19 protein-coding genes and 2 pseudogenes are annotated in these 22,523 nt (G+C 73.5%); 10 read left to right on the forward strand and 11 right to left on the reverse strand.

The features are described 5' to 3' along the window. Nucleotides 1-94 precede the first annotated feature (94 nt). Complete coding sequence (locus AB0J67_RS28820) at nucleotides 95-1,714, reverse strand: amidohydrolase (protein WP_363486636.1); 1,620 nt, start codon at nucleotides 1,712-1,714, stop codon at nucleotides 95-97. Between the two features lie 23 nt (nucleotides 1,715-1,737). Between AB0J67_RS28820 and AB0J67_RS28825 the strand changes: the two genes are divergently transcribed. Both AB0J67_RS28825 and AB0J67_RS28830 read left to right on the forward strand, forming a co-directional pair. Continuing rightward, nucleotides 1,738-2,112 (forward strand): holo-ACP synthase, encoded by a 375-nt coding sequence (locus AB0J67_RS28825; protein ID WP_363486638.1) that lies wholly within the window; start codon nucleotides 1,738-1,740, stop codon nucleotides 2,110-2,112. 87 nt (nucleotides 2,113-2,199) lie between these two features. Continuing rightward, nucleotides 2,200-3,675 carry an NAD(P)H-hydrate dehydratase gene (locus AB0J67_RS28830; RefSeq protein WP_363486640.1) on the forward strand — a complete coding sequence of 492 codons (1,476 nt, stop codon included), beginning with the start codon at nucleotides 2,200-2,202 and terminating at the stop codon, nucleotides 3,673-3,675. 252 nt (nucleotides 3,676-3,927) lie between these two features. Here the strand turns inward: AB0J67_RS28830 and tsaE are convergent, their stop codons facing one another. From tsaE to alr, 3 genes are all read right to left on the reverse strand, one after another. After that, nucleotides 3,928-4,413, reverse strand: coding sequence for a tRNA (adenosine(37)-N6)-threonylcarbamoyltransferase complex ATPase subunit type 1 TsaE (tsaE, locus tag AB0J67_RS28835; RefSeq protein ID WP_363486642.1), 486 nt, complete (start codon nucleotides 4,411-4,413; stop codon nucleotides 3,928-3,930). After that, nucleotides 4,410-5,561: an alpha/beta hydrolase gene (locus AB0J67_RS28840; protein WP_363486644.1), complete on the reverse strand. Its 1,152-nt coding sequence runs from the start codon at nucleotides 5,559-5,561 to the stop codon at nucleotides 4,410-4,412. Before AB0J67_RS28840 ends, tsaE begins: the two co-directional genes overlap by 4 nt. A gap of 88 nt (nucleotides 5,562-5,649) precedes the next feature. After that, complete coding sequence (gene alr, locus AB0J67_RS28845; RefSeq protein ID WP_363486646.1) at nucleotides 5,650-6,786, reverse strand: alanine racemase; 1,137 nt, start codon at nucleotides 6,784-6,786, stop codon at nucleotides 5,650-5,652. A gap of 169 nt (nucleotides 6,787-6,955) precedes the next feature. Here alr and tsaB point away from each other — a divergent pair, with 169 nt between their 5' ends. The 8 genes and pseudogenes from tsaB (at nucleotide 6,956) to AB0J67_RS28885 (ending at nucleotide 15,498) form a co-directional block, all read left to right on the forward strand. Beyond that, a complete protein-coding gene (gene tsaB / locus AB0J67_RS28850; protein WP_363486648.1) occupies nucleotides 6,956-7,633 on the forward strand; it encodes a tRNA (adenosine(37)-N6)-threonylcarbamoyltransferase complex dimerization subunit type 1 TsaB in 678 nt (225 codons plus the stop codon). Then, nucleotides 7,630-8,070: a ribosomal protein S18-alanine N-acetyltransferase gene (gene rimI, locus AB0J67_RS28855; protein WP_363486650.1), complete on the forward strand. Its 441-nt coding sequence runs from the start codon at nucleotides 7,630-7,632 to the stop codon at nucleotides 8,068-8,070. The genes tsaB and rimI overlap by 4 nt, the downstream gene beginning before the upstream one ends. Nucleotides 8,071-8,146: 76 nt before the next feature. Next, entirely contained in the window at nucleotides 8,147-9,193 is a 1,047-nt protein-coding gene (tsaD, locus tag AB0J67_RS28860; protein WP_363486666.1) for a tRNA (adenosine(37)-N6)-threonylcarbamoyltransferase complex transferase subunit TsaD, read from the forward strand. Between the two features lie 26 nt (nucleotides 9,194-9,219). Next, entirely contained in the window at nucleotides 9,220-9,474 is a 255-nt protein-coding gene (locus AB0J67_RS28865) for a hypothetical protein (RefSeq protein WP_363486668.1), read from the forward strand. A 161-nt stretch (nucleotides 9,475-9,635) separates the two neighbouring features. Continuing rightward, nucleotides 9,636-11,258 (forward strand): alkaline phosphatase D family protein, encoded by a 1,623-nt coding sequence (locus AB0J67_RS28870; protein WP_363486652.1) that lies wholly within the window; start codon nucleotides 9,636-9,638, stop codon nucleotides 11,256-11,258. A gap of 68 nt (nucleotides 11,259-11,326) precedes the next feature. Beyond that, complete coding sequence (locus AB0J67_RS28875) at nucleotides 11,327-12,010, forward strand: HAD-IA family hydrolase (RefSeq protein ID WP_363486670.1); 684 nt, start codon at nucleotides 11,327-11,329, stop codon at nucleotides 12,008-12,010. A 55-nt stretch (nucleotides 12,011-12,065) separates the two neighbouring features. Continuing rightward, entirely contained in the window at nucleotides 12,066-13,766 is a 1,701-nt protein-coding gene (locus AB0J67_RS28880; protein ID WP_363486654.1) for an ABC transporter ATP-binding protein, read from the forward strand. After that, nucleotides 13,763-15,498, forward strand: a pseudogene (locus AB0J67_RS28885) (ABC transporter ATP-binding protein). Before AB0J67_RS28880 ends, AB0J67_RS28885 begins: the two are co-directional and overlap by 4 nt. On the opposite strand, the gene AB0J67_RS28890 reads toward AB0J67_RS28885, so the two are convergent. The 7 genes and pseudogenes from AB0J67_RS28890 to AB0J67_RS28920 form a co-directional block, all read right to left on the reverse strand. After that, the gene (locus AB0J67_RS28890) at nucleotides 15,465-16,475 is read right to left on the reverse strand and encodes a DNA adenine methylase (RefSeq protein WP_363486656.1); all 1,011 of its coding nucleotides are present in this window, start codon (nucleotides 16,473-16,475) and stop codon (nucleotides 15,465-15,467) included. The pseudogene AB0J67_RS28885 and the gene AB0J67_RS28890 overlap by 34 nt on opposite strands. A 47-nt stretch (nucleotides 16,476-16,522) precedes the next feature. Further along, nucleotides 16,523-17,710 carry an ROK family transcriptional regulator gene (locus tag AB0J67_RS28895; RefSeq protein WP_363486658.1) on the reverse strand — a complete coding sequence of 396 codons (1,188 nt, stop codon included), beginning with the start codon at nucleotides 17,708-17,710 and terminating at the stop codon, nucleotides 16,523-16,525. Between the two features lie 26 nt (nucleotides 17,711-17,736). Next, nucleotides 17,737-18,993 (reverse strand): ABC transporter permease, encoded by a 1,257-nt coding sequence (locus tag AB0J67_RS28900; RefSeq protein WP_363486660.1) that lies wholly within the window; start codon nucleotides 18,991-18,993, stop codon nucleotides 17,737-17,739. Further along, nucleotides 18,990-19,763: an ATP-binding cassette domain-containing protein gene (locus tag AB0J67_RS28905; RefSeq protein WP_363486672.1), complete on the reverse strand. Its 774-nt coding sequence runs from the start codon at nucleotides 19,761-19,763 to the stop codon at nucleotides 18,990-18,992. Before AB0J67_RS28905 ends, AB0J67_RS28900 begins: the two co-directional genes overlap by 4 nt. 92 nt (nucleotides 19,764-19,855) lie before the next feature. Next, nucleotides 19,856-20,944: a sugar ABC transporter substrate-binding protein gene (locus tag AB0J67_RS28910; protein ID WP_363486662.1), complete on the reverse strand. Its 1,089-nt coding sequence runs from the start codon at nucleotides 20,942-20,944 to the stop codon at nucleotides 19,856-19,858. 515 nt (nucleotides 20,945-21,459) lie between these two features. Further along, a complete protein-coding gene (gene ybaK / locus AB0J67_RS28915; RefSeq protein WP_363486664.1) occupies nucleotides 21,460-21,936 on the reverse strand; it encodes a Cys-tRNA(Pro) deacylase in 477 nt (158 codons plus the stop codon). A gap of 95 nt (nucleotides 21,937-22,031) precedes the next feature. Continuing rightward, nucleotides 22,032-22,523, reverse strand: a pseudogene (locus AB0J67_RS28920) (SAM-dependent methyltransferase); the annotation flags it as partial.

Genomic DNA, 22,523 nt, shown 5'->3' on the forward strand with positions numbered 1-22,523 from the left:
ATCCCGACGATCTTGCGCGAACTGTTGCCCATTTGCCCGGAAGGTGCGTGTCGTACCCACAGTTCGCGCAAGATCGACCCGGAGGCGCGGGGGGTCAGGGGGCTGGGGGTGGGTGGATCAGGCGGCCGGCGATCCAGGTGTGGGTGGTGTGGGTGGCGCCGAGGTCGGCGGGTGGGGTGATAAAGGGGTCGCGGTCGAGGAGGGTGAGGTCGGCGCGGAGGCCGGGGGCGATGCGGCCGCTGTCGTCGAAGTGGTTCACGTACGCGGAGCCGGCGGTGTAGGCGGTGAGGGCGGTGGCCAGGTCGAGGGCCTGTTCGGGGCCGAGCGGGGGCTCGTCGGCGCCGAAGGCGACGCGGTTGACGGCGACGTGGATCGCGCGCATCGGGTCGGGGTCGGAGACCGGCCAGTCGCTGCCCATGGCGAGGCGGCCGCCGTGGGCGTGGACCGCCCGGAACGGGTACTGCCAGCTCGCCCGCTCCGGGCCGAGGAAGGGGATGGTCATCTCGTCCATCGCCGGTTCGTGCGCCGCCCACAGCGCCTGCAAAGTGACGGTGAGGTTGTGCCGGGCGAAGCGGGGCACGTCGGCGGGGTGCACGACCTGGACGTGGGCGACGTGGTGCCGCCGGGGCGAGCCCGCGACCGGCTCGACCGCGTCGAGCACCTCGCGGACGGCACGGTCGCCGATCGCGTGGAAGTGCACCTGGAAGCCGTCGGCGTCCAGCCGGGACACGATCTCCCGCAGGTGCGCCGGGTCGACCCGGGAGATGCCGCGGCGCTCGGTGGCGCAGCCGCAGCCGTCCAGGTACGGGTCGATCATCGCGGCGGTGAAGTTCTCCGCCACGCCGTCCTGCATGATCTTGACGGTTTCGGCGCGGAAGTTCGCGCCGCCGGACGTGCGCGCCGCCTCGCGGCGTTCCCGCAGCTCCGCGAGCTGCTCCAGGCCGCGTGAGGGCTCCCACCACAGCGCGCCGCGCACCCGTGCGGTGAGCAGTCCCGCCGCGTCGGCGGCACGGTACGCCTCGAACGCGTCCGGCCAGCCGCCGTAGTCGCCCAGGATCGCGTCCTGCCAGGCGGTCACGCCGAGCGCGTGCAGCCGGGACTGGGCGACCAGCAGGGCGCGCCCGATCTCGGCCGTGTCCGGGCGGGGCGCCACCGAGCTGACCAGCTCCATGGCGCTCTCGTGCAGCACACCGGTCGGCTCGCCGTCGGCGTCGCGCTCGATGCGGCCGCCCTCCGGATCGGGCGTGTGCCGGTCGATCCCGGCCAGCGCCAGCGCGCGCGAGTTGCACCAGGCGCTGTGCGCGTCCCGCACCGCCAGGTACACCGGCCGGTCCGCGACCACGCCGTCCAGCGCGGCCCGGTCGGGCTGGGCACCGCCGAAGGCGTCGTACGACCAGCCCGCGCCCATCAGCCAGGCCCGGTCGGGGTGCGCCGCGGCGTATGCGGCCAGCTCGCGCAGGTAACCGGCCTGGTCGTGCAGCTCGGTCAGGTCGCAGCGCAGCAGGTTGAGCCCGGCGAAGACGGGATGCGCGTGGGCGTCCTGGAACCCCGGCAGCAGCAGCCGGCCGCCGAGATCCATGACCTCGGTCCGCGCGGTGACCAGCGGTTTCAGCTCGTCGTCGGAGCCGACGGCGACGATCACGCCCTGATCGACCGCGACGGCCGTGGCGCCGGGCGTGCCGTACACGTTCCCGGAGCGAAGTACCAGATCCACACCTGAGACCTTAAGGTCAACACGTGATTGTCTCCGTGGGCAACGACGTGGTCCTGGTGGAGCGGTTCGCGCAGGCGCTCAAGCGGACCCCGCTGCTGGCCGAGCGGCTGTTCACCGAGGCCGAGCGCACCACGCGCACCGGCCACGCCCGCTCGCCGGAGTCGCTGGCGGCCCGGTTCGCCGCCAAGGAGGCGGTGGCCAAGGCGCTGGGCGCCCCGGCGGGCATGCAGTGGCACGACTGCGAGATCGTGGTCGACCCCGACGGGCGGCCCTGGCTGACCGTGTCCGGCACGGTCGCCGCGGTCGCCGCCGAGCGCGGCGTCGAGCGCTGGCACCTTTCCCTTTCCCACGACGGCGGCATCGCGTCCGCGGTCGTCATCGCCGAGGCCGGGCTGTGAGCGGGCCGAACGCCGCCACGGTCCGCGACCGGGCGCGCCGCTGAGCGCACCGCCGGTCGTCCAGCCGCGCCATCAGGAGGTTTCCACATGAGGTCGGTGTACCGCGTCGCGCAGGTCCGGGCGGCCGAGTCAGCGCTGATGGCGACGCTTCCCGCGGGCACGCTGATGCAGCGCGCCGCCGCCGGGCTGGCCCGCCGCTGCGCGGTGACCCTGCGCGACCAGGGCGGGGTGTACGCGTCCCGCGTGGTGCTCCTGGTCGGACCCGGCGACAACGGCGGCGACGCGCTGCACGCCGGAGCCATGCTCGCGCGGCAGGGTGTGCAGGTCGGCGCGCTGCTCAGCGACCCGAAGCGGGCACACGCCGAGGGCCTGGCCGCGCTGCGCGCCGCGGGCGGGCGGGTGCTGGCCGACTGGCCGGGCCGGGTGGACCTGGTCGTCGACGGACTGCTCGGCATCGGCGCGACCGGCGCCCTGCGCGGCACCGCGCTGACCCTGGCCGAGCAGCTCGGCGGCCTGAGCCCGCGCCCGCCGGTGATCGCCGTGGACGTCCCGTCGGGCGTCGGCGTGGACACCGGCGACGTGCCCGGCACCGCCGTACGCGCCGACGTCACCGTCGCCTTCGGCTGCCTCAAGCCGGCCCACGTGGTCGGCCCCGCCGCGGTGCTGGCCGGTCAGGTCGAGCTGGTCGACATCGGGATCACGCCGTGGCTGCACGGCGACCCCGCGCTGCGGATCGCCGACACCGCCGACATCGCCGCGTGGTGGCCGCAGCCCGGCCCGGACTCCGACAAGTACACCCGCGGCGTCGTCGGCGTGGCGACCGGCTCAGCCGGATACCCCGGGGCCGCCCTGCTCTCGCTGTCCGGTGCGCTCGCCGGCCCCGCCGGCCTGGTCCGCTACGCCGGGTCGGCGCACGAGCTGGTGGTGCCCGCGCATCCCAGCGTCATCGCCGCGCCCCGCGTCGCCGACGCGGGGCGGGTGCAGGCCTGGGTCTGCGGCAGCGGCCTCGGCACCGACGAGCGCGCCGCGGGCGAGCTGCGCGCGGTGCTCGCCGCGCCGGTGCCGGTGCTGCTCGACGCCGACGCCGTCACCCTGCTCGTCGACGGCTCCATGTCCGGTGAGCTGCGCCGCCGCGACGCGCCGACCGTGCTCACCCCGCACGACCGCGAGTACGCCCGGCTCGCCGGGGAGCAGCCCGGCCCCGACCGGGTCGCCGCGGCGCAGAAGCTCGCCGCCTGGACCCGCTCGGTGGTGCTGCTCAAGGGCGACCGCACCGTCGTGGCCGGACCGTCCGGCGAGGCCTGGGTGAACCCGACCGGCACGCCCGCCCTGGCCACCGGCGGCACCGGCGACGTCCTGTCCGGCCTGCTCGGCTCGCTGCTGGCCGGCGGCCTGCCCGCCATCCGCGCGGCCGTCGCGGCCGCGTACGTCCACGGCCTCGCGGGCCGCCTGGCCGCCGACTCCGGCCCTGTCACAGCCGCCGACGTCGCCGCCGCCCTCCGCCCCGCCGTAGCCTCCCTCACCAAGACCCCCGTCGGCATCGCCCCTGTCCGTCCCCGCTGACCGCTCCGCCGCCCCCGCCCGGGACGGCGGCACCCACAGGGCCGCGCCGGTGGTCACTGGGCGCCCGGCGGTCGCGTTGCGCGCAGGAGGTCGCGTTGCGCGCAGCCATCGCGGGGCCCCGCAGGCGTCGCGAGGCGCGCAGACGTCGCGAGGCGCGCAGACGTCGCGGGGCGGCCAAGATCCGTCGACTTGCCAGGCAAGTGGGCGAATGACGGGTCAAGATACGCCCAGTTGCCTGGCAAGTCGGGTGATCTAGGCGGGGGTGCCGGCGGTGAGGGTGGCGAGGCGGTCGGGCCAGGTGCCGTGGTGGGGGACGAGGGTGATCTCGCGGGCGTCGTCGTCGCGGCGGGTGATGCGGACCTCGAGGTAGGAGTCGGCGAGCTGCTCGACCATGCCCTCGCCCCACTCGACGAGGGTGACCGAGTCGTCGACCGAGGCGTCGAGGTCGAGGTCGTCGACCTGGGCCCGGGGGTCGGTGACGTTGCCCAGCCGGTACGCGTCCACGTGCACCATCGGCACGGTGCCGCCCGCGGCCCGGTCGGGCCGGTGCACCCGCGCGATGACGAACGTCGGCGAGGTGACGTCGCCGAGCACCCGCAGGCCCCGGCCCACGCCCTGGGCCAGGGCGGTCTTGCCCGCGCCCAGCGGGCCGCTGAGCACGACCAGGTCGCCGGGGCGCAGCACGCCGGCCAGCCGCGCGCCGAAGTCGCGGGTGTCGTCCACGGTGGTCAGGATCATAGAAGCTCCAGCTCGTCCAGGAAGGTGATGAGCGCCTGGTTGACCTCGTCGGCGTGCTCCAGCATGGTCACGTGCCCGCTGTCGGGGATGAGCACCATCTTGGCGTGCGGCAGCAGCCGGCAGATCTCCTCCGAGTGCGCCACCGGCGTGATCATGTCGCAGTCGCCGCAGATGACCATGACGGGCACCTGGTTGAGGGCGCGCAGTGCCGGGTAGCGGGCGTGGCTGTTGATGGTGCGGATGTAGCGGGCGACCGTCTCGGTGCTGGTCCGCGAGTTCATCTGCTCCACGTACGACACCAGCGCCGGGCTGGGCTTGTCCCCGCCGAAGCCGTACCGCCTGGTCAGCAGCCAGGCGAGGTCGGTGCTGGCCTGCCGGGCCTTGTCGATCATCGGTCCGGTGAACCGGGCCGCGCCGGAGAGCAGGCCGAGCAGCGGGCCGCTGGCCCGGTTGAGGATGTTGGGCAGGTTGCCGTAGCTGATGCCGTCGAGCTGGCCGCCGCTGGTCGCGATGAGCACCGCGCCCGCGACGCGGTCGGCGAACAGGTCGGGGTGCTGCTCGGCGCAGGCCATGATGGCCATGCCGCCCATCGAGTGGCCGACCAGCACGATCGGGCCGACGGGCGTGGTGGCCTTGATGACGTCGTAGAGCGCGTCGCCGAGCGCGGGCAGCTCGTACTCCCCGTCGTGCAGTGCCGTGGACAGGCCGTGGCCGGGCTGGTCGTAGAAGACCATCCGGTGCTCGCCGAGGGTGTCCAGGGCCTTGCGCTGGAAGTGGAAGGTGCCCTGGTCGAGGCAGAAGCCGTGGACGAACACGATGGTCGGCTCCGGCGGGCCTGGGGTGCCCATCTCCACGGCGATCCCGTCCACCGGCTCGACGATCTCGACGTGCAGCTGTACGCCGTCGTCGGTGGTGACGGTGAGCGTCTCGTCGTACGGCAGCATCCCGAAGGGCTCGTCGGCGTACGGGTCGCCCTCCGGCTTGTCGCGGGTGCGCCTGACGACGAGCCGCTCGACGGCGACGCCCGCCGCGACGCCGGCCGCGGCGACACCGATCACGGCGCCGATCAGCCCGGCGCGCCGCCGGACCACGGGCACGGCGGGCTTGTCCTTGGTCGCGGACTTGCCGTCCGCGGCACCGTCGCTCATGCCGTCACCTCGCTGCGCCCGACCCGCTCACAAGCCGCCCGGGACCGCGCCGCCTGAAACCGCGCCGCCTGGAACATGGTCCGCCCGTTCACGCGGCATCACCGACGTACACCCGTGGCACGCGGGTGCTGCCGAACCGGGTGACGATCTCGTAGTTGATGGTGCCGACGGCCTCGGCCCAGTCGTCGGCGGTGGGCTCGCCCCGGTCGCCCGGCCCGAAGAGGATCACCTCGTCGCCCTCGGCCACCCGCGCGTCGCCCGCGTCGACGACGAACTGGTCCATGCAGACCCGGCCCGCGACGGTGTAGCGCTCGCCGTTGAGCAGCACCGGGCCGCTGTTGGAGGCGTGCCGCGGCACCCCGTCGGCGTAGCCGAGCGGCACCAGCGCCACGGTCGACTCCCGCTCGGTGACGTAGGTGTGCCCGTACGAGATGCCCTGTCCGGCGGGGACGCGCTTGGCCAGCAGCACCCGGGCGCGGGCGGTCATCGCCGGGCGCAGCGAGGCGCGGATCGCGGGGTCGTCGAGGGGGGACAGGCCGTACGTCGCGATGCCGGGCCGGACCAGGTCGAAGTGGGTGTCGGGGCGGGTCAGCGTGGCGGCCGAGTTCGCGAGGTGGCGCAGCTGCGGCTCGACGCCGAGCCGCTGGGCGACGTCGAGCGCGTCGGCGTAGTTCGCGAGCTGGCGGTCGATGGTCTCGTGGCCGGGGGCGTCGGCGTACACGAAGTGGCTCCACACGCCGACGACCTCGGCGTACCCGTCGGCCTGGGCCTTGGCGGCGGCCTCGACGAGCTGGGGCCACTCCTGCGCGGTGGCGCCGCTGCGGGTCAGGCCTGTGTCGATCTTGAGGTGGACGCGGGCGGCGCGGCCGGCCTCGCGCGCCCCGGCGAGCACCGCCGCGAGCTGCGAGAGACTCGCCACGCTGAGGTCCACGTCGCGCTCGATCGCCCGGCCCACCGGCTGGCCGGGCAGCCACAGCCAGGACAGCACGGGTGTGGTGAGGCCCGCGTCGCGCAGGCCGAACGCCTCGTCCAGGGTGCAGACGCCGAGCCAGGTCGCGCCGCCGGAGAGCGCGGCGCGGGCGGAGGCGACCATGCCGTGCCCGTACCCGTCGCCCTTGACCACGGCCATGACCTCTGCGGACGTGTGCGACCGCAGCGTGGTCACGTTCGCGCGGATCGCGTCGAGGTCGACCACGACCTGGGACTGTGCGTCGGCCTGCCACATGAGTCCCAGCCTACCCAGCAGTACGCCGCACACCGCCCAGGCCCGCGCACCGTCCCACAACCGTCGGCCGCGAAGTCGATCAGGAGGCGGTGGCCGCGACACGCCGCCGAGCCGTGCCATAGGTTCATGATCATCGGGGTGGGGCGGGGTGGGCAGTAGGGTGGGGGGCGTGTTGGTGCTGGTTCTGGATACCGCTACGCCCGCGGTCACGGCGGCGCTGGCCGAGGTCCACCCCTCCGGGCACGCCGTGCTGGCGCAGCGGGCCGTGGTGGACGGCCGGGCGCACGGCGAGCTGCTCGCCCCCCAGATAGACGCGGTGCTGGCCGAGGCCGGGGTCAAACCCCGCGACCTCGCCGCCGTCGTCGCCGGGGTCGGCCCAGGCCCGTTCACCGGGCTGCGGGTCGGCCTGGTCACGGCGGCCTCGTTCACCATGGCGCTGGGCATCCCCGCGTACGGCGTCTGCACCCTGGACGCGCTGGGTCTGCGCACCGCGGGCCGGGCACTGGTCGCCACGGACGCGCGGCGGCGCGAGGTGTACTGGGCGGTGTACGCCGACGGCAGCCCGCTCACCGGCCCGGCCGTGGACAAGCCCGCCGACGTCGCACCCCGGCTCGCCGAGTTCGGCGTCACCACCGCGGCGGGCGAGGGCGCGGTCAAGTACGCCGACGTGCTCGGCCTGCCCGCCGGCGAGGCGCTCTTCCCCGACCCGGCGGCGCTGGTCGAGCTAGCCGCGCAGCGCGTCCGCGACGGCGCGCCGAGCGAGCCGCTGACCCCGCTCTACCTGCGGCGGCCGGACGCGGTCGAGCCCTCGGCCCGCAAGCCCGCCCTGTCGGCGAGCGAGCGATGAAGATCGACCGGTTGCGGTGGTGGCAGATCGAGGAGCTGCTGCCGGTCGAGGCGGACCTGTTCGGCGCCGAGCAGTGGACCGCCCCCATGTTCTGGAACGAGCTGGCCAACGGGCACCACTACCTGGTCGCCACCGATGACGACGGCACCGTGCTCGGCTACGCCGGGCTGGCCGTCGGGCAGGGCGAAGGCTGGATCAACAACATCGCGGTACGCCGGGACGCGCAGCGGCGCGGCATCGGCCGGGCCCTGCTGGAGGCGCTGCTGGCCGAGGGCCGGCGGCACCAGGTCAAGCAGGTGCTGCTGGAGGTCGCCTCGGACAACGCCGCCGCGCAGCGGCTCTACGCCGGGTACGGCTTCGAGGTCATCGGCATCCGCAAGGGCTACTACCAGCCCAGCAACACCGACGCACTGGTGATGAGACGGGAAGAACCGTGAGCGAGCATCGCGAGCGAACCGTCGGGCTCGGCGCGGCTCGGGCCGCCGACGAGCGAAGCGAGGAGAAGGCGTGAGCGTGAAGGACGAACCGCTGGTTCTCGGGATCGAGAGCAGCTGCGACGAGACCGGCGTCGGCATCGTGCGGGGGCACACCCTGCTCGCCGACGCGCTGGCCTCCAGCGTGGACGAGCACGCGCGCTTCGGCGGCGTGGTGCCCGAGGTGGCCAGCCGCGCGCACCTGCAGGCGCTGGTGCCGACGCTGCACCGGGCCCTGGACGAGGCCGGGGTGACCCTGGCCGACATCGACGCCATCGCGGTCACCGCCGGGCCGGGCCTGGCCGGGGCGCTGCTGGTCGGGGTGGCCGGGGCCAAGGGCCTGGCCCTGGCGGCCGAGAAGCCGATCTACGGGGTGAACCACCTCGCCGCGCACGTCGCGGTGGACACGCTGGAGCACGGGCCGCTGCCCGAGCCCGCCATCGCGCTGCTGGTCTCGGGCGGGCACTCGTCGCTGCTGCGCGTCGACGACCTCGCCCGCGGGGTCACCCCGCTCGGCGCGACCATCGACGACGCGGCCGGCGAGGCCTTCGACAAGGTGGCCCGGCTGCTCGGCATGCCGTTCCCGGGCGGCCCGCCGATCGACAAGGCGGCGCGCAACGGCGACCCGCTCGCGATCACGTTCCCGCGCGGCCTGACCGGGCCGAAGGACCTGGTCGAGCACCGGTTCGACTTCTCCTTCTCCGGCCTGAAGACCGCCGTGGCGCGCTGGGTCGAGGCCCGCGAGCGCAGCGGCGAGCCGGTGCCGGTCGACGACGTCGCGGCGAGCTTCCAGGACGCGGTCTGCGACGTGCTCACCATGAAGGCCATCGACGCGTGCCGGTCGCAGGGCATCGACACCCTGGTCATCGGCGGTGGCGTGGCCGCGAACTCGCGGCTCAAGGCGATGGCCGCCGAGCGCGCGGCGAAGTACGGCATCACGGTGCGGGTGCCGCGGCCCAAGCTGTGCACGGACAACGGCGCGATGGTGGCCGCGCTCGGCGCGCATCTGGTCGCCGCCGGCAATGCTCCGTCCAAGCTGGACTTCCCGGCCGACTCCGCGATGCCGCTGACGCTTGTGGGAGTGTAGTTTTGCCCGGTGCTGAGGGCGACGACGTGATCGTGCGGATGTGGGAGGTGCGGGCGTATCCCCGCACCTTCACCGACCTGTTGAGCTGGGTGTGCGACGAGGCGGTGCCGCGGATCGAGGTCGAGCCGCTGCACATCGCCAGTGAGGTGTTCTCCTCCACCGACCAGCGGATCGTGGTGATCTCGCGCTGGCGCGGCGACCCGCGCCCGCTGCCCGACCCCCCGGACAACCTCACCGCCCGCTCCCCCCACGTCTGGGACTTCGCCCCCGTCGACCGCTGACCCCCACCCACCGCCACCCCACCCCACCGCCCCGCCGACGGCCCACTCGCCGGTCGCAACTCCTGAAGAGTCGCGCCTTCGACCACCCGCTGTAGCCGCGACTCGTTAAGAGTTGCGACAGGACGGCGAGGCCGTGAGGGCGGCGGGGTGGGGTGGCGTCGGTGGTGACGCGGCGGGGGTTGCTGGCGGGCGGCGGGGTCGTGGTGGTCGCCGGGCTGTTCGGGCGGCCGGTGCGGGCGGACGGGCCGCCGTCGGACCCGTTCACGCTCGGGGTGGCGTCGGGTGACCCGTCGCCGGACGGGTTCGTGATCTGGACCCGGCTGGCGGTGACGCCGATGTCCGAGGACGGGCGCGGCGGCATGGGCGACCGCGCGTACCAGGTCTGGTGGCAGGTCGGCCACGACGAGCGGTTCAGCAGGCTGGCGGCGTCCGGCACGACCTGGGCGGAGCCGTCCTGGGCGCACAGCGTGCACGTCGAGCCGACGGGCCTGCGACCGGGCCGGGAGTACTTCTACCGGTTCGGCGTGGACCGGTGGATCTCCCCGGTGGGGCGGACCCGCACCGCGCCCGCGCTCACCGCGCAGCCCGCCGCGCTGGGCCTGGCGTTCCTGTCGTGCTCGCAGTACGAGCACGGCTTCTTCACCGGGTACCGCCGGATCGCCGAGTCGGAGCCGGAGCTGATCCTGCACCTGGGCGACTACGTGTACGAGTACGCCGCCCGCGTCTACAACGCGCCGGGCGGCAACGCGCGCGACCACGCGGGGCCGGAGACGCAGACGCTGGCGCACTACCGGCAGCGCTTCGCGCAGTACAAGCTGGATCCGGACCTGCGGGCGGCGCACGCGGCCGCGCCGTGGCTGGTGGTCTTCGACGACCACGAGGTCGACAACAACTGGGCGGGCGCGGTGCCCGAGCGGCCGAACCCGGGTTTCGCCGCCCGCCGGACCGCGGCGATGCGTGCGTACTGGGAGAACATGCCGCTGCGCGGCGCGCAGCGGCCGCGGGGCACGGCGCTGCCGCTGCACCGGCGGGTGCACTGGGGCAGGCTGGCCACGTTCCACCTGCTCGACACCCGGCAGTACCGCGACGACCAGGGCTGCGGTGACGGCTACCGGGACTGTCCGGCCGCGACCGACCCGGCCCGCTCGATCCTGGGCGCGGCGCAGGAGAGCTGGCTACTCGACGGGTACCGGCGCAGCGTCGCCACCTGGGACATCATGGGCCAGCAGGTCTTCTTCTCGCAGCGTGACCGCGACGCCGGGCCGGTGAGGAGCACCAGCCAGGACGCCTGGGACGGGTACGCCGCCTGCCGCGGGCGGATCGTGCGCGGCTGGCGCGAGTACGGCGTGCGCAACGCGGTGGTGCTCACCGGCGACGTGCACGCGCACTGGGCGGCCGACGTGAAGGCGGACTTCGACGACCCGCACTCGCCGGTGGTCGGCTCCGAGCTGGTCTGCACCTCGCTGACCACGGGCGGCGACGGAGCCGACTCGGACCCGGCGACGCACCCGTTCCTGGCGCACAACCGGCACCTGCACCTCTACAACAACCAGCGCGGGTATGTGCACGGCAGGATCACGCCCGCCGCGTTCACCGCGGACTTCATGACGCTGCCGTACGTGCGGCGGCCGGGCGCCCCGGCGCAGCGCAAGGCGGGCTTCGTGATCGAGGACGGGATGCCCGGCCCGCAGCGGCGCTACCTGCGCCCTTACGCGGGCCCGCAGGCGCTGTCGCCGCGGGAGCAGGCCGACGCGACGGTCCGCGACGAGACCGTCCGCCCGTGACGCAGATCCGGTCCGTGCGGAGGTGCCGCCGCCGTCCCATACTCCGGTAACCTCTGCGCGTGCTGGACATGCGGCGGACGCGGCGGCGGGGCGGTGCGATCCTCTTCGACCTCTACGAGACGCTGGTCCCGGACCGGCCGCAGGCGCACCGCGACGAGGTGAGCCGCCGGATGGCGACGGCGCTGGGCGTCGACCCGGAGCGCTTCGCGGCGCTGTTCCGGGGCACCCTGCCGGCCCGGATGCGGGGCGAGTTCGGCAACCTCGACGAGACCATCCGGACGCTGGCGTACCGGCTGGGCGGCGAGCCGACCGAGGCCGCGGTGCGCTTCGCCGAGGTGACCCGGATGCGGTTCTGCCGCGACCTGCTGTGGCCGCGGCCGGGCGTGCTCGCGGTGCTGGACGGGCTGCGGGCCCGCGGCCACGCGCTGGCGCTGGTCAGCAACTGCTCGGTGGAGACGGTGACGCTCTGGCGGGGGCAGCCGCTGGCGTCGCGGTTCGAGGTGGCCGCCTTCTCCTGCCTGCTGGGCGCGGTCAAGCCGGATCCGGTGATGTACCTGAAGGTCTGCAGCGACCTGGGCGTGGCGCCGGAGGAGTGCGTGTTCGTCGGCGACGGGCACGGCGGCGAGCTGACCGGGGCGGCGGCGCTGGGCATGCGCGTGATCCGCACCGTGGAGTACGCCGACAGCGATCCGGGTTGGACCGGCGAGACGGTACGCCGTCTGGGTGACCTGCCCGGCCTGCTGGCTGCGTGAACGGCCGAAAACCGGTTGGCGTTCCGCGGCCGGGTTTAGTAAGTTCAGCGCCGCTATGCGATCCTTACCTGTCGCCGATCCCGGCACGCCCGACAGCAGGTCAGCCACCCGTTATGTGTGGTGGCTGGCCACGCACCAGTTCCGGACCATCGGGTTCGGCATGTTCTTCGGCATCACCTGGATGCTCACCGCGGCGCTGATGCCGATGGTGATCGGCAAGGCGATCGACGCCGGCATCACGACCCGCGACACCTCCGCCCTGGCCCAGTGGGCCGGGGCGTTCTTGCTGCTGGGGCTGGTGCAGGCGGCCAGCGGCATCATGCGGCACCGCAACGCGGTGTTCAACTGGATGTCGGCGAACTTCCGCACCGTGCAGGCCGTGGTGCGCCACGCCAACGCGCTCGGCGCGACGCTGCCCAAGCGGCTGGCCACCGGCGAGGTGGTCGCCATCGGCGCGGCCGACACCTCGCACATCGGCAACGCCCTGGACATCACCGCGCGCGGCTCGGCCGCGGTGGTCAGCCTGGTCACGGTCACCGTCATCCTGCTCACCGCCTCGGTGAAGCTCGGCCTGGTGGTGCTGCTCGGCGTGCCGGTGCAGATGGCCGTGGTGAGCCTGCTCATCAAGCCGCTGCACCGCCGCCAGCAGGCCTACCGCGACCAGCAGGGCACGCTGACCGGGCGGGCCACCGACATCGTGGCCGGGCTGCGGGTGCTGCGCGGCATCGGCGGCGAGCAGGTCTTCGCCGGCCGCTACCGCGAGCAGTCGCAGCAGCTGCGTGAGGCCGGGGTCCGCGCGGCGCGCATCGACTCGCTGCTGGAGGCGATCCAGGTGCTGATGCCGGGGCTGTTCCTGGCCCTGGTCACCTGGATCGGCGCGCGGCTGGCCGTGGCGGGCGAGATCCAGCCGGGCGACCTGGCCGCGGCGTACGGGTACGCCGCGTTCCTGATCATGCCGCTGCGCACGCTCGCGGAGATGATGGAGAAGATGACCCGCGGCCACGTCTCCGCGGGCCGCGTGCTCAAGGTGCTGCGGCTCGAACCGGAGATCACCGGGCCGGCGCAGCCGCAGGCGCTGCCCGAGCACGGCGTGCTGGCCGACGTGAAGTCGGGCCTGTCCGTGCGCCCCGGCGTGCTGACCGTGCTCGCCGCGGACCGGCCCGAGGACGCCATCGAGATCGCCGACCGTCTCGGCCGGTACGCCGACGGCGAGGTGACCCTGGGTGGGGTGCCGCTGTCCGCCGCGACCCGCGACGAGGTGCGCGCCCGCATCCTGGTCGCCGACAACAACGCCCGGCTGTTCAGCGGCGTGCTGCGCGAGGAGCTGGACCCGACCGGCGCCGCGGACGTCGCGCGGATCGCGGCGGCGCTGCACACCGCCGGCGCGGAGGAGGTCGTCGACGCGCTGCCGGACGGGCTCGACGCGTTCGTCGCCGAGCGCGGCCGGGAGTTCTCCGGCGGCCAGCAGCAGCGGCTGCGGCTGGCCCGCGCTCTGGTCGCCGACCCGCCGATCCTGATCCTGGTCGAGCCGACCAGCGCGGTCGACGCGCACACCGAGGCCCGTATCGCCGACCGGCTGGGCGCCGCCCGCCAGGGCCGGACCACCCTGGTCACCGCGACCAGCCCGCTGCTGCTCGACCGCGCCGACCACGTGGTGTACGTCGAGGACGGCAAGGTCCTGGCCGAGGGCACCCACCGCGAGCTGCTGGCCGCCGAGCCCCGCTACCGGGCCGTCGTCACGAGGAGCGTCGAATGAGGGTTCAGCTTCCCGTGGCCGACGCGGCCGCGGTACGCCGCTACGCCCGGCGCCTGCTCGGCCGCCACCCCGGCGCGCTGACCCGGGTGATCGTGCTGCACGGCCTCGCCGCGCTGGCGGGCCTGGTCACCCCGTTCCTGCTGGGGCGGCTGATCGGCGCGATCGAGCACGGCACCACGGTGTCCGCGGTGGACGGCATCGCGCTCGCGCTGGTCGTGTTCGTGCTGGTGCAGGCGCTGCTGACCCGGTTCGCCGCGTTCTCCTCGGCGACGCTGGGCGAGCGGGTGCTGGCCGAGCTGCGCGAGGAGTTCGTGGACCGGGTGCTGGCCATCCCGCTGTCCACGGTGGAGCGGGCGGGCACCGGCGACCTGGTCACGCGTACCAGCCGGGATGTCGCGCAGCTGTCGCACAGCGTGCGCCGCGGCGTGCCGGAGACCCTGATCGCGATCATCACCCTGGTGCTGACGGCGGGCGCGCTGATCTGGCTGTCCCCGCTGCTGGCGCTGCCCTGCCTGGTCGGCGCGCCCATCATCATCGGCGGCGCGCGGTGGTACCTGCGCCGCGCGCCCAAGGCGTACCTGCGCGAGAACGCCGCCTCCTCGGAGGTCATCGACGGTCTCACCGAGACCTTCGACGGCGCGCGGACCACCGAGGCGCTGCGCACCGGCGGCCGCCGCATCGCCCGCACCGACGCCGACCTGCACGAGCAGTACCGGGCCGAGCGGGCCACCCTCCGCCTGCGCACCGTGTTCTGGCCGGTGGTCGAGGTCGGGTTCGTGCTCCCGGTGGTGGCGACGCTGTTCCTCGGCGGCTGGTCTACATCCAGGGCTGGGCGGAGCTGGCGCAGGTGGTCACGGCCGTGTTCTACGTGCAGCAGCTCGTCGAGCCGATCGACCGGCTGCTGGGCTGGGCCGACGAGCTGCAGGTCGGCGCGACGTCGCTGGCCCGCCTGCTGGGCGTGGCCGAGGTCGGCGACGACCGCGCGGTCAGCGGCGCCCGGCCGGACTCCGAGCGGCTCACCGCGCAGGACGTGCGGTACGCCTACGTCCCGGGCCGCGACGTGCTGCACGGCGTCGACCTGACCATCGCCCCCGGCGAGCGGCTGGCCATGGTCGGCCCCTCGGGCGCGGGCAAGTCGACGCTGGGCCGGCTGCTGGCGGGCATCGACGGGCCGCGCACCGGCTCCGTCGCCGTGGGTGGCGCGCCCCTGGTCGAGCTGCCGCTGGAGGAGCTGCGCGGCCACGTCGCGCTGGTCACCCAGGAGCAACACGTCTTCCTGGGTACGCTGCGCGACAACCTCGCGCTGGCCAAGCCGTCCGCGGACGACGACGAGATCCGCCGGGCGCTGGCCGCGGTGGACGCCCTGGACTGGGTCGACGACCTGCCGGAGGGTCTGTCCACCGAGGTCGGCAGCGGCCGCCACGAGGTCTCGCCCGCCCAGGCGCAGCAGCTCGCGCTGGCCCGGCTGGTGCTGGCCGACCCGCACACGCTGGTGCTGGACGAGGCCACCTCGCTGATCGACCCGCGGGCCGCCCGGCACCTGGAGCGCTCGCTGGCCGCGGTGCTGGACGGGCGGACCGTGATCGCGATCGCGCACCGCCTGTTCTCCGCGCACGACGCCGACCGGGTCGCCGTGATCGAGGACGGCCGCATCGCCGAGCTCGGCTCCCACGACGAGCTGGTCGCCGCCGACGGCTCCTACGCCGCCCTCTGGCGCTCCTGGCAGTCCTGACTCACGGCGGCGGGGCCGCCGAGGCGGGTGACCAGGGCGGGGGAGACGTAGAGGGACTCGACCGTGCGGGCGCGGCGGCCGTGCAGGGTGGCCTGGGTGGAGGTGCCCGCGTCGACGTGCAGGTGGAGCAGCCCGAGGTCGGCGGGCAGCGGGTCGCCGTACGCGCGGTCGCCGGTGCGGTCGCGGGACACCCCGTCGTAGGAGAGCACGAACGAGGTGCCCGCGGCGACCGCGTCGCGTAGCCGCGCCACGAACGCCTCGCGCGGCAGGCCGGCCATGTAGCGGTGGTCCCGCGCGCGGCTCACGCCCTGGTACGGCGGATCGAGGTAGACCACGTCGCCCGGCTCCGCGCGGGCCAGCACCTCGGCGTAGTCGGCGCAGTAGGCGCGGCACCCGGCCAGCGTGCGGGCCGTGGCGGTCAGCCGGGCGCGCATCGTGTCCGGCCGCGCGCCCAGCCGGCGCTTGTCCGGCCCCTGGTTGAACCCGCCCTCGCGGTTGTAACGCACCGCCGCTTTGACGCAGCGGGCCAGCAGGTAGAGCAGGCAGTGCGGCTCGCCGGCCTCGTTGAACCGGACCCGGACCGCGTCGTAGTACGCCCGCGGGTCGGCCAGCTGCTCCCGCCACAGCAGCTCGTAGTCGTCGGCGAGCGCGCCCGGCTCGGCCAGCACCCGCTGCCATAGCCGCATCAGCGGCTCGTTGACGTCGCTGATCTCGGCGGTGCGGCCGATGCGCAGGTGCCGGGCGGCGATGGCCACCGCGGCCGAGCCGGCGAACGGCTCCAGCAGGCGGTCGGTGTCCGGCGGCAGCAGCGGCACGATGGCGTGCGCGAGCCTGCGCTTGCTGCCCTGGTACGGCAGCGCGTGCGGCACGTCGGCCAGTCCCGCCAGCCGCCGGGGCGCGAGGACGGGCACATGCGGGACCGCCCGGCACGCCGGATGATCGGCATCGGGGGAGGTCAGGGCGGATTCCCGGGTCACGACCATCCATTGTGCTGGATGGCCGGGCGTATGCCCGGTATTGCCGGTCAGCCCAGCGGGTCGGCCAGCAGCTGCTCGAAGGCGAGCTCCGCGGCGCCCAGCAGTGCCGCGTCGTTGCCCAGCTTGGGGGTACGCAGCCGCACGTGCTCGCGGGTGGCGGGCAGCCCGATGCTGTTCAGGCGGCTGCGCACCTGCGCCGCGGCGGCCAGGTAGACGTCGCGCAGCGTGCCGCCGAAGATGACCAGCTCGGGGTTGAAGATGTTGACCAGGTTGGCCACGCCGAACCCGAGCCAGTCGCCGACCTGGCGGACGGCCGTCTGTGCCGAGGCGTCGCCGCGCGCGGCGGCGTCCACCACGGACAGCACCACCTCGGCGCCGGTCGGCGCGCCCGGCGAGCAGTCCCGGCCCGACGCGCGCAGCAGGGCGTACTCGCCGATCTCGGTCTCCCAGCAGCCGCGCGAGCCGCAGCCGCAGGGCCGGCCGTGCGGGTTGACCACCATGTGGCCGACCTCGCCGCCGTAGCCGCCGTGCCCGGTGACGCGCCGCCCGCCCGCGATGATGCCCGCGCCGACGCCGACGTCGCCGTACACGTAGATGAGGTTGGCGCAGCCGACCGCGACGCCGCGGGTGTGCTCGGCCAGCGCGCACAGGTCCGCCACGTTGCCGACGGCGACCTGCGGCAGCAGGTCGGGCAGCCGGTCCTGCAGGGCGTGGCCGAGCGGCTCGTCCATCCAGCCCAGGTGCGGTCCGAGCCGGACCAGCCCGTCCTCGCGGCGGACCAGCCCGCACACGGCGATGCCGGCCCCGATGCAGCGGGCCTGCGGCGGGACGTCGAGGGCCATCTGGGCCACGAACTCGGCGATGGGGCGGACCGCCTCGATCGCCTCCCCGCGCGGGCGGGGCGCCTCGCGCTGATCCAGCACGACCCCGCCGAGCCCGACCCGGGCGACCCGGATCCGGTCCACCTCGACGCTCGCGGCGTACGCGTAGACCAGGTCGGAGGAGGGGCGCACGACCAGCGACGGACGCCCCGCGCGGCCGGTCTCCCGCGGCGCCTCCTCGCTGACCAGGCCGACGCCGGCCAGGTCAGCGGTGAGGGCGCCGATGGTGGAGCGGTTGAGACCGAGTTCGGAGGTGAGCTCGGCGCGTGAGATCTGGCCGCGCACGTGCACGAAACGCAGCAACGCGCCCAGATTCTGCCGCCGGATCTCCTCCTGGCTCGGTCCCGCTCGCATGATTCTCCTGTTGAGATGTACGCCGGTCAGCTGCTCGCGGCGGCGCGCCTACGCGAGAACGCGTCGACACTCGCGGCGAGCAGCAGCACGACTCCGGTGGCAATGTACTTGTATGCCGAGCTCCACCCGACGAGGCCCATGCCGTTGATGATCATCGTGATCACCAGGCCGCCGAGCACGGCGTCGAGGACCCGGCCCTTGCCGCCGAAGAGGCTGGTGCCACCGATGACGGCCGCCGCCACGGCGTAGAGCAGGACATTGGAGCCACCGGTGTTGGGGTCGACCGAGCGCGCCTGGCTGGCCAGGAGGACGCCGCCGATCGAGGCCATCGCCGAGCAGATGACGAACGCGGAGATGCGGATGCCGTCCACGTTGATACCGGCGCGGCGGGCCGCCTCCTTGTTGCCGCCGACCGCGTAGACGTGCCGGCCGTACGCGGTGCGCCGCAGCACGAACGTCCACAGCAGCAGCAGGACGCCGACGAGCGGCACGATGATCGGCACACCCTTGAGCGAGAACAGCGGGTTGCGGCTGCGCTCCTGGTTGAGGATCGCGACCGCGAAGCCGACCAGCACCGCCAGGCCGATCACCCGGAACGCGACGACCTGCCACAGGTCGGCCTTCAGGCCGCGCTTGTGGCGGTTGCGCCGCTGGATCAGCTGCACGGCGGCGAAGCCGAGCACGGTCACCGCGGCCAGGCCCCAGCCCACCAGCGGCGGCAGGAACTCGTTCTCCAGCGCGATGATGACGCTGTCGCGCACCGAGATGTTGGTGCCCTCGTCGAGCAGCCACAGCACCACGCCCTGGAAGCCCAGGAACGCGGCGAGCGTGACCACGAAGGACGGGATGCCGACCTTGGCCACCAGGAAGCCCAGCAGCAGGCCGATCACCAGGCCGGTGGCCAGCGACGCGGCGATGCCGACGTACCACGGGAAGCCGTTGTTGGTCAGCATGATGGCCAGCACCGCGGCGCACACGCCCGAGGTGTAGCCGGCGCTGAGGTCGATCTCGCCCAGCAGCAGCACGAAGACCAGGCCCATGGCGATGACGACCACCGGGCCGGCCTGGGTGAGCAGGTTGGCGAAGTTCGGAGCGGTGAGGAACACCGGGCGGGCCAGGCCGAAGACGATGCACAGCACCAGCAGGCCGGCCACGGCCGGCAGCGCGCCCATGTCGCCCCCGCGCACCTTGCGGCCGTACCCGCGCAGGTAGCCCAGGATGCCGTCGTCCCCCGCCGACGGCCTCGCGACGGCGACCGCCGGTTCCTTGGTCACAGCGCTCATGCCGCCACTCCCTTCTCAGCGAGGCCCAGCGCGCCGCTGCGACCCGAGGTGATCAGCTCGACCACCTGTGCGTGGGTGACGTCGGTCGTCTTGACCTGCGCCGCCATCTGCCCCAGGTAGAGCGCGGCGATCCGGTCCGACACGGCGAACACGTCGTTCATGTTGTGCGAGATCAGGACGACGGCCAGGCCGTTGTCGGCGAGACGGCGCACCAGCTCCAGGACCTGGGCGGTCTGCGCGACGCCGAGCGCGGCGGTGGGCTCGTCGAGGATGACCAGCTTGCTGTTCCACAGCACGGCCTTGGCGATGGCGACGGTCTGCCGCTGGCCGCCGGAGAGGCTGGACACCTGCTGGCGTACGGACTTCACCGTCCGCACCGACAGGCTGGCCAGGGTCTCCGAGGCGAGCTGCTCCATGGTCGGCTCGTCGAGGATCATGCCGCTGCGGCGCTCACGGCCGAGGAACATGTTCTGGACGATGTCGAGGTTGTCGCAGAGCGCCAGGTCCTGATAAACGATCTCGACGCCCAGCTGCGCGGCGTCGCGCGGGCTGTGCACGTGGACCGGCCTGCCCTCGATCAGGTACTCGCCTGAGTCGATGGGGTAGATGCCGCCGATGCACTTGACCAGCGTTGACTTGCCGGCGCCGTTGTCGCCGACGAGTGCGGTGACCTCGCCTGGTTGAACCGTGAAGGCCACGTCCCGCAGCACCTGCACCGGGCCGAAGCTCTTGTTGATCCCACGCAGTTCGAGTAGAGGGGTTCCCATCAGGGGCTCCGTTCGAGGGGGTTACTGCTTGTTCCACAAGTGTGGTCCCCGGGGCACTCGCGTCCCCAGGGACCACACCTGTACGAGCTGTCAGGTCAGCTGATGCCGGCCGCGGTGCACTTGGCCGCGAAGTCGGCGGTGCACAGCTCCTCCTTGGTCACGTAGCCGTCGGAGACGACGTCCTTGACGTTCTCCAGGTAGATGGCCTGCGGCTCCAGCAGCACCGAGGGCACGTCCTTGCCGGACTCGGAGTCCTTGGTGGTCTGCGAGACCTGCTTCTTCTCACCCTTGGCCAGGGCGATCGCCAGCTCGGCGGTCGCGTCGGCCTCCTTCTTGACGGCCTTGTACACGGTCATGCACTGGTCGCCGGCGAGGATGTTCTGCAGACCCTGCGCGGTGGCGTCCTGGCCGGTGACCGGGACCTTGCCGTTCAGCTTGTTGGTCTTCAGCACGGAGATGGCCGCGTTGCCCAGGCCGTCGTTGGCCGCCAGCACGCCGTCGATCTTGCCGTTGGCCTTGGTCAGCATCTGCTGGAAGATGACGCCGCCCTGCGCGTTGTCCCAGTCCGGCACGGCCTGGTCAGCGGCGAGGGTGTACTCCTTGGCGTCGTACTTCGGCTGCAGCACCGACACGCCGCCCTGCTTGAACAGGGTCGCGTTGTTGTCCGTCGGCGAGCCGTTCAGCTGCGCGATCGCCGGGTTCTTGACGCCCTTGTCGGTGAGGCACTTGACCAGGCCCTCACCCTGCAGGCGGCCGACCGCGACGTTGTCGAAGGAGACGTAGTACTCCGCGCCGCCGCCCAGCGTGAGCCGGTCGTAGTCGATGGTCGGGATGCCCTGCGCCTTGGCCTTGTCCAGCACGGCCTTGCCGGTGCCCGAGTCCAGGTTGACGATGACCAGGACGGTGACGCCACCGGTGATCATCTGGTCGGCGATGGACTGGAACTGGGTCTTGTCACCCTGCGCGTTCTGGATGTCGTACTTAACGCCGGCAGCCTTGAAGGCCGCCTCCAGGTACTTGCGGTCCGCCGTCTCCCAGCGGGCCGAGGACTTGCTGTCCGGCAGGATGACGCCGATCTTCGGCGTCTTCGTGGCGGCGGGGTCGGTGGTGTCTTCCGCACAGGCGGCGAGACCGGTGACGGCGAGCATGCCCGTCATGGTCAGAGCCAGGATCCCTTTGCGCATCGTTGCAAATCCTCTCGGATTCAGGGGTGTGAACTCAACGGTGGTGCGGTTGTGCATCGGAGCAGTAATCAGTGCGTGAGGCCGGTCACACGGGTTTTGTTGTGTGCGACAACGTATGCGGAACAAAACCAAACGCGCAAGCCCCGGGTTTGTTGTTGGCAATAACAATTCAGCAACGTCCCCGTAACCCGAGATCCACACCCCGAAACCTTGCCCGGCCCCCGCCCGCGACGATCTTGCGCGTACGGTGGGTGCGACACGCCTAAAAAGGACAAATCCCTAACACTTCGTGCAAGATCGACGGGATCTTGGGCGGAGAGCGGGGTGTGCGCGGGTGTGCGCGGGGCGGGCGGCGCAACGGGGCGCAGGCGGGGTGGGCGCGACGGGGGAGTGGGGCGGGGCGGCGTGACGGGGCGAGCGGGGTGGCGCCGGGGCGGCGCTGGGCGCGGTGGGCGCGCTGGGCGGGAGGTGAGCGGGGCGGCGGGGTCCGCAGGGCGGGTGTGGGGCGGGGCGGGTCAGGGGCGGGCGATGGGGGCGAGGGTGGCCTGGGTGAGGCGGACCAGGTCGGTGGGGGCCAGCTTCAGCTGGAGGCCGCGCTTGCCGGCGGAGACGTACATGGTGTCGCCGTCGAGGGCCGACTGGTCGATCACGGTCGGCAGGCGTTTGCGCTGCCCCAGCGGGCTGATGCCGCCGCGGACGTAGCCGGTGGTCTTCTCGGCCAGGTCGCGGTCGGCCATCGCCGCCTTCTTGCCGCCCGCCGCGGCGGCCAGTGCCTTCAGGTCGATCTCGCCGGTCACCGGCACCACGGCCACGGTCAGGCTGCCGTCGACCTCGGTCACCAGGGTCTTGAACACGCGGGCCGGGTCGGCGCCGATCGCCTCGGCCACCAGCGCGCCGTAGTTGGGGGAGTCCGCGGACACCTCGTAGGTGTGCAGCGTGTGCGCCACCTTCTGCTTGCTGAGCAGCGCTGTCGCGGGAGTCCCCTGGGCCATGTGCGGATGCTACCGCCGCCCGTTGATCACGGTGCTGGGGTGGCGACACGCCGTCGAACACGTACTTAAGTTCATGATCAACCTTAAGTTCATGATCAACGCAGAGGGGTGGGGAGGGGGTGGGCGAGGAGGGCGGTGGGGGCGGCGGCCACGCGGGTGAGGATGAGGGAGAGGGCGTGGGGGCCGGACAGGCGCAGGTCGCGGCGGAGCTGTTCGACGTCGAGGGCGGAGCCGCGCTTGAGGATCTCCAGGCGGCCGACGCCGCGCTCGCGCAGGGTGGCGCGCAGACGCTTGAGGGAGAACGGGAGCACCTCGGCGACCTCGAAGCAGCGGCCGAACGGGGAGACGACGGGCTCGTCGGTCCAGACGTACGCGATGGTCGGGTCGGCCAGGCGGCCCCCGTGTGCGGCGGCGTACTCGGCGACGAGGTGGGCGCGGACCACGGCGCCGTCAGGGTCGGACACGTACCGGCCGGGCGGCCCGACCGGGGCGGTCTGCTCGCCCGTGCCGGTGAGCTCGTGCGGCACGCCGTCGCGGAACACCGTGGCCCGCCGCGGCGCCTGCGCCAGCGGCCCGCACCAGGCGGC

Source organism: Catellatospora sp. NPDC049609, assembly GCF_040675365.1.
Taxonomy (GTDB): Bacteria; Actinomycetota; Actinomycetes; order Mycobacteriales; family Micromonosporaceae; genus Catellatospora.

What these genes read in the sequence shown, in the direction of transcription:
- AB0J67_RS28830 (WP_363486640.1), top strand. Translation starts at nt 2,200, where the DNA reads ATGAGGTCGGTGTACCGCGTCGCGCAGGTCCGGGCGGCCGAGTCAGCG.
- tsaE (WP_363486642.1), bottom strand. Translation starts at nt 4,413, where the DNA reads ATGATCCTGACCACCGTGGACGACACCCGCGACTTCGGCGCGCGGCTG.
- AB0J67_RS28840 (WP_363486644.1), bottom strand. Translation starts at nt 5,561, where the DNA reads ATGAGCGACGGTGCCGCGGACGGCAAGTCCGCGACCAAGGACAAGCCC.
- alr (WP_363486646.1), bottom strand. Translation starts at nt 6,786, where the DNA reads ATGTGGCAGGCCGACGCACAGTCCCAGGTCGTGGTCGACCTCGACGCG.
- rimI (WP_363486650.1), top strand. Translation starts at nt 7,630, where the DNA reads ATGAAGATCGACCGGTTGCGGTGGTGGCAGATCGAGGAGCTGCTGCCG.
- AB0J67_RS28875 (WP_363486670.1), top strand. Translation starts at nt 11,327, where the DNA reads ATGCGGCGGACGCGGCGGCGGGGCGGTGCGATCCTCTTCGACCTCTAC.
- AB0J67_RS28880 (WP_363486654.1), top strand. Translation starts at nt 12,066, where the DNA reads ATGCGATCCTTACCTGTCGCCGATCCCGGCACGCCCGACAGCAGGTCA.
- AB0J67_RS28895 (WP_363486658.1), bottom strand. Translation starts at nt 17,710, where the DNA reads ATGCGAGCGGGACCGAGCCAGGAGGAGATCCGGCGGCAGAATCTGGGC.
- AB0J67_RS28900 (WP_363486660.1), bottom strand. Translation starts at nt 18,993, where the DNA reads ATGAGCGCTGTGACCAAGGAACCGGCGGTCGCCGTCGCGAGGCCGTCG.
- AB0J67_RS28910 (WP_363486662.1), bottom strand. Translation starts at nt 20,944, where the DNA reads ATGCGCAAAGGGATCCTGGCTCTGACCATGACGGGCATGCTCGCCGTC.
- ybaK (WP_363486664.1), bottom strand. Translation starts at nt 21,936, where the DNA reads ATGGCCCAGGGGACTCCCGCGACAGCGCTGCTCAGCAAGCAGAAGGTG.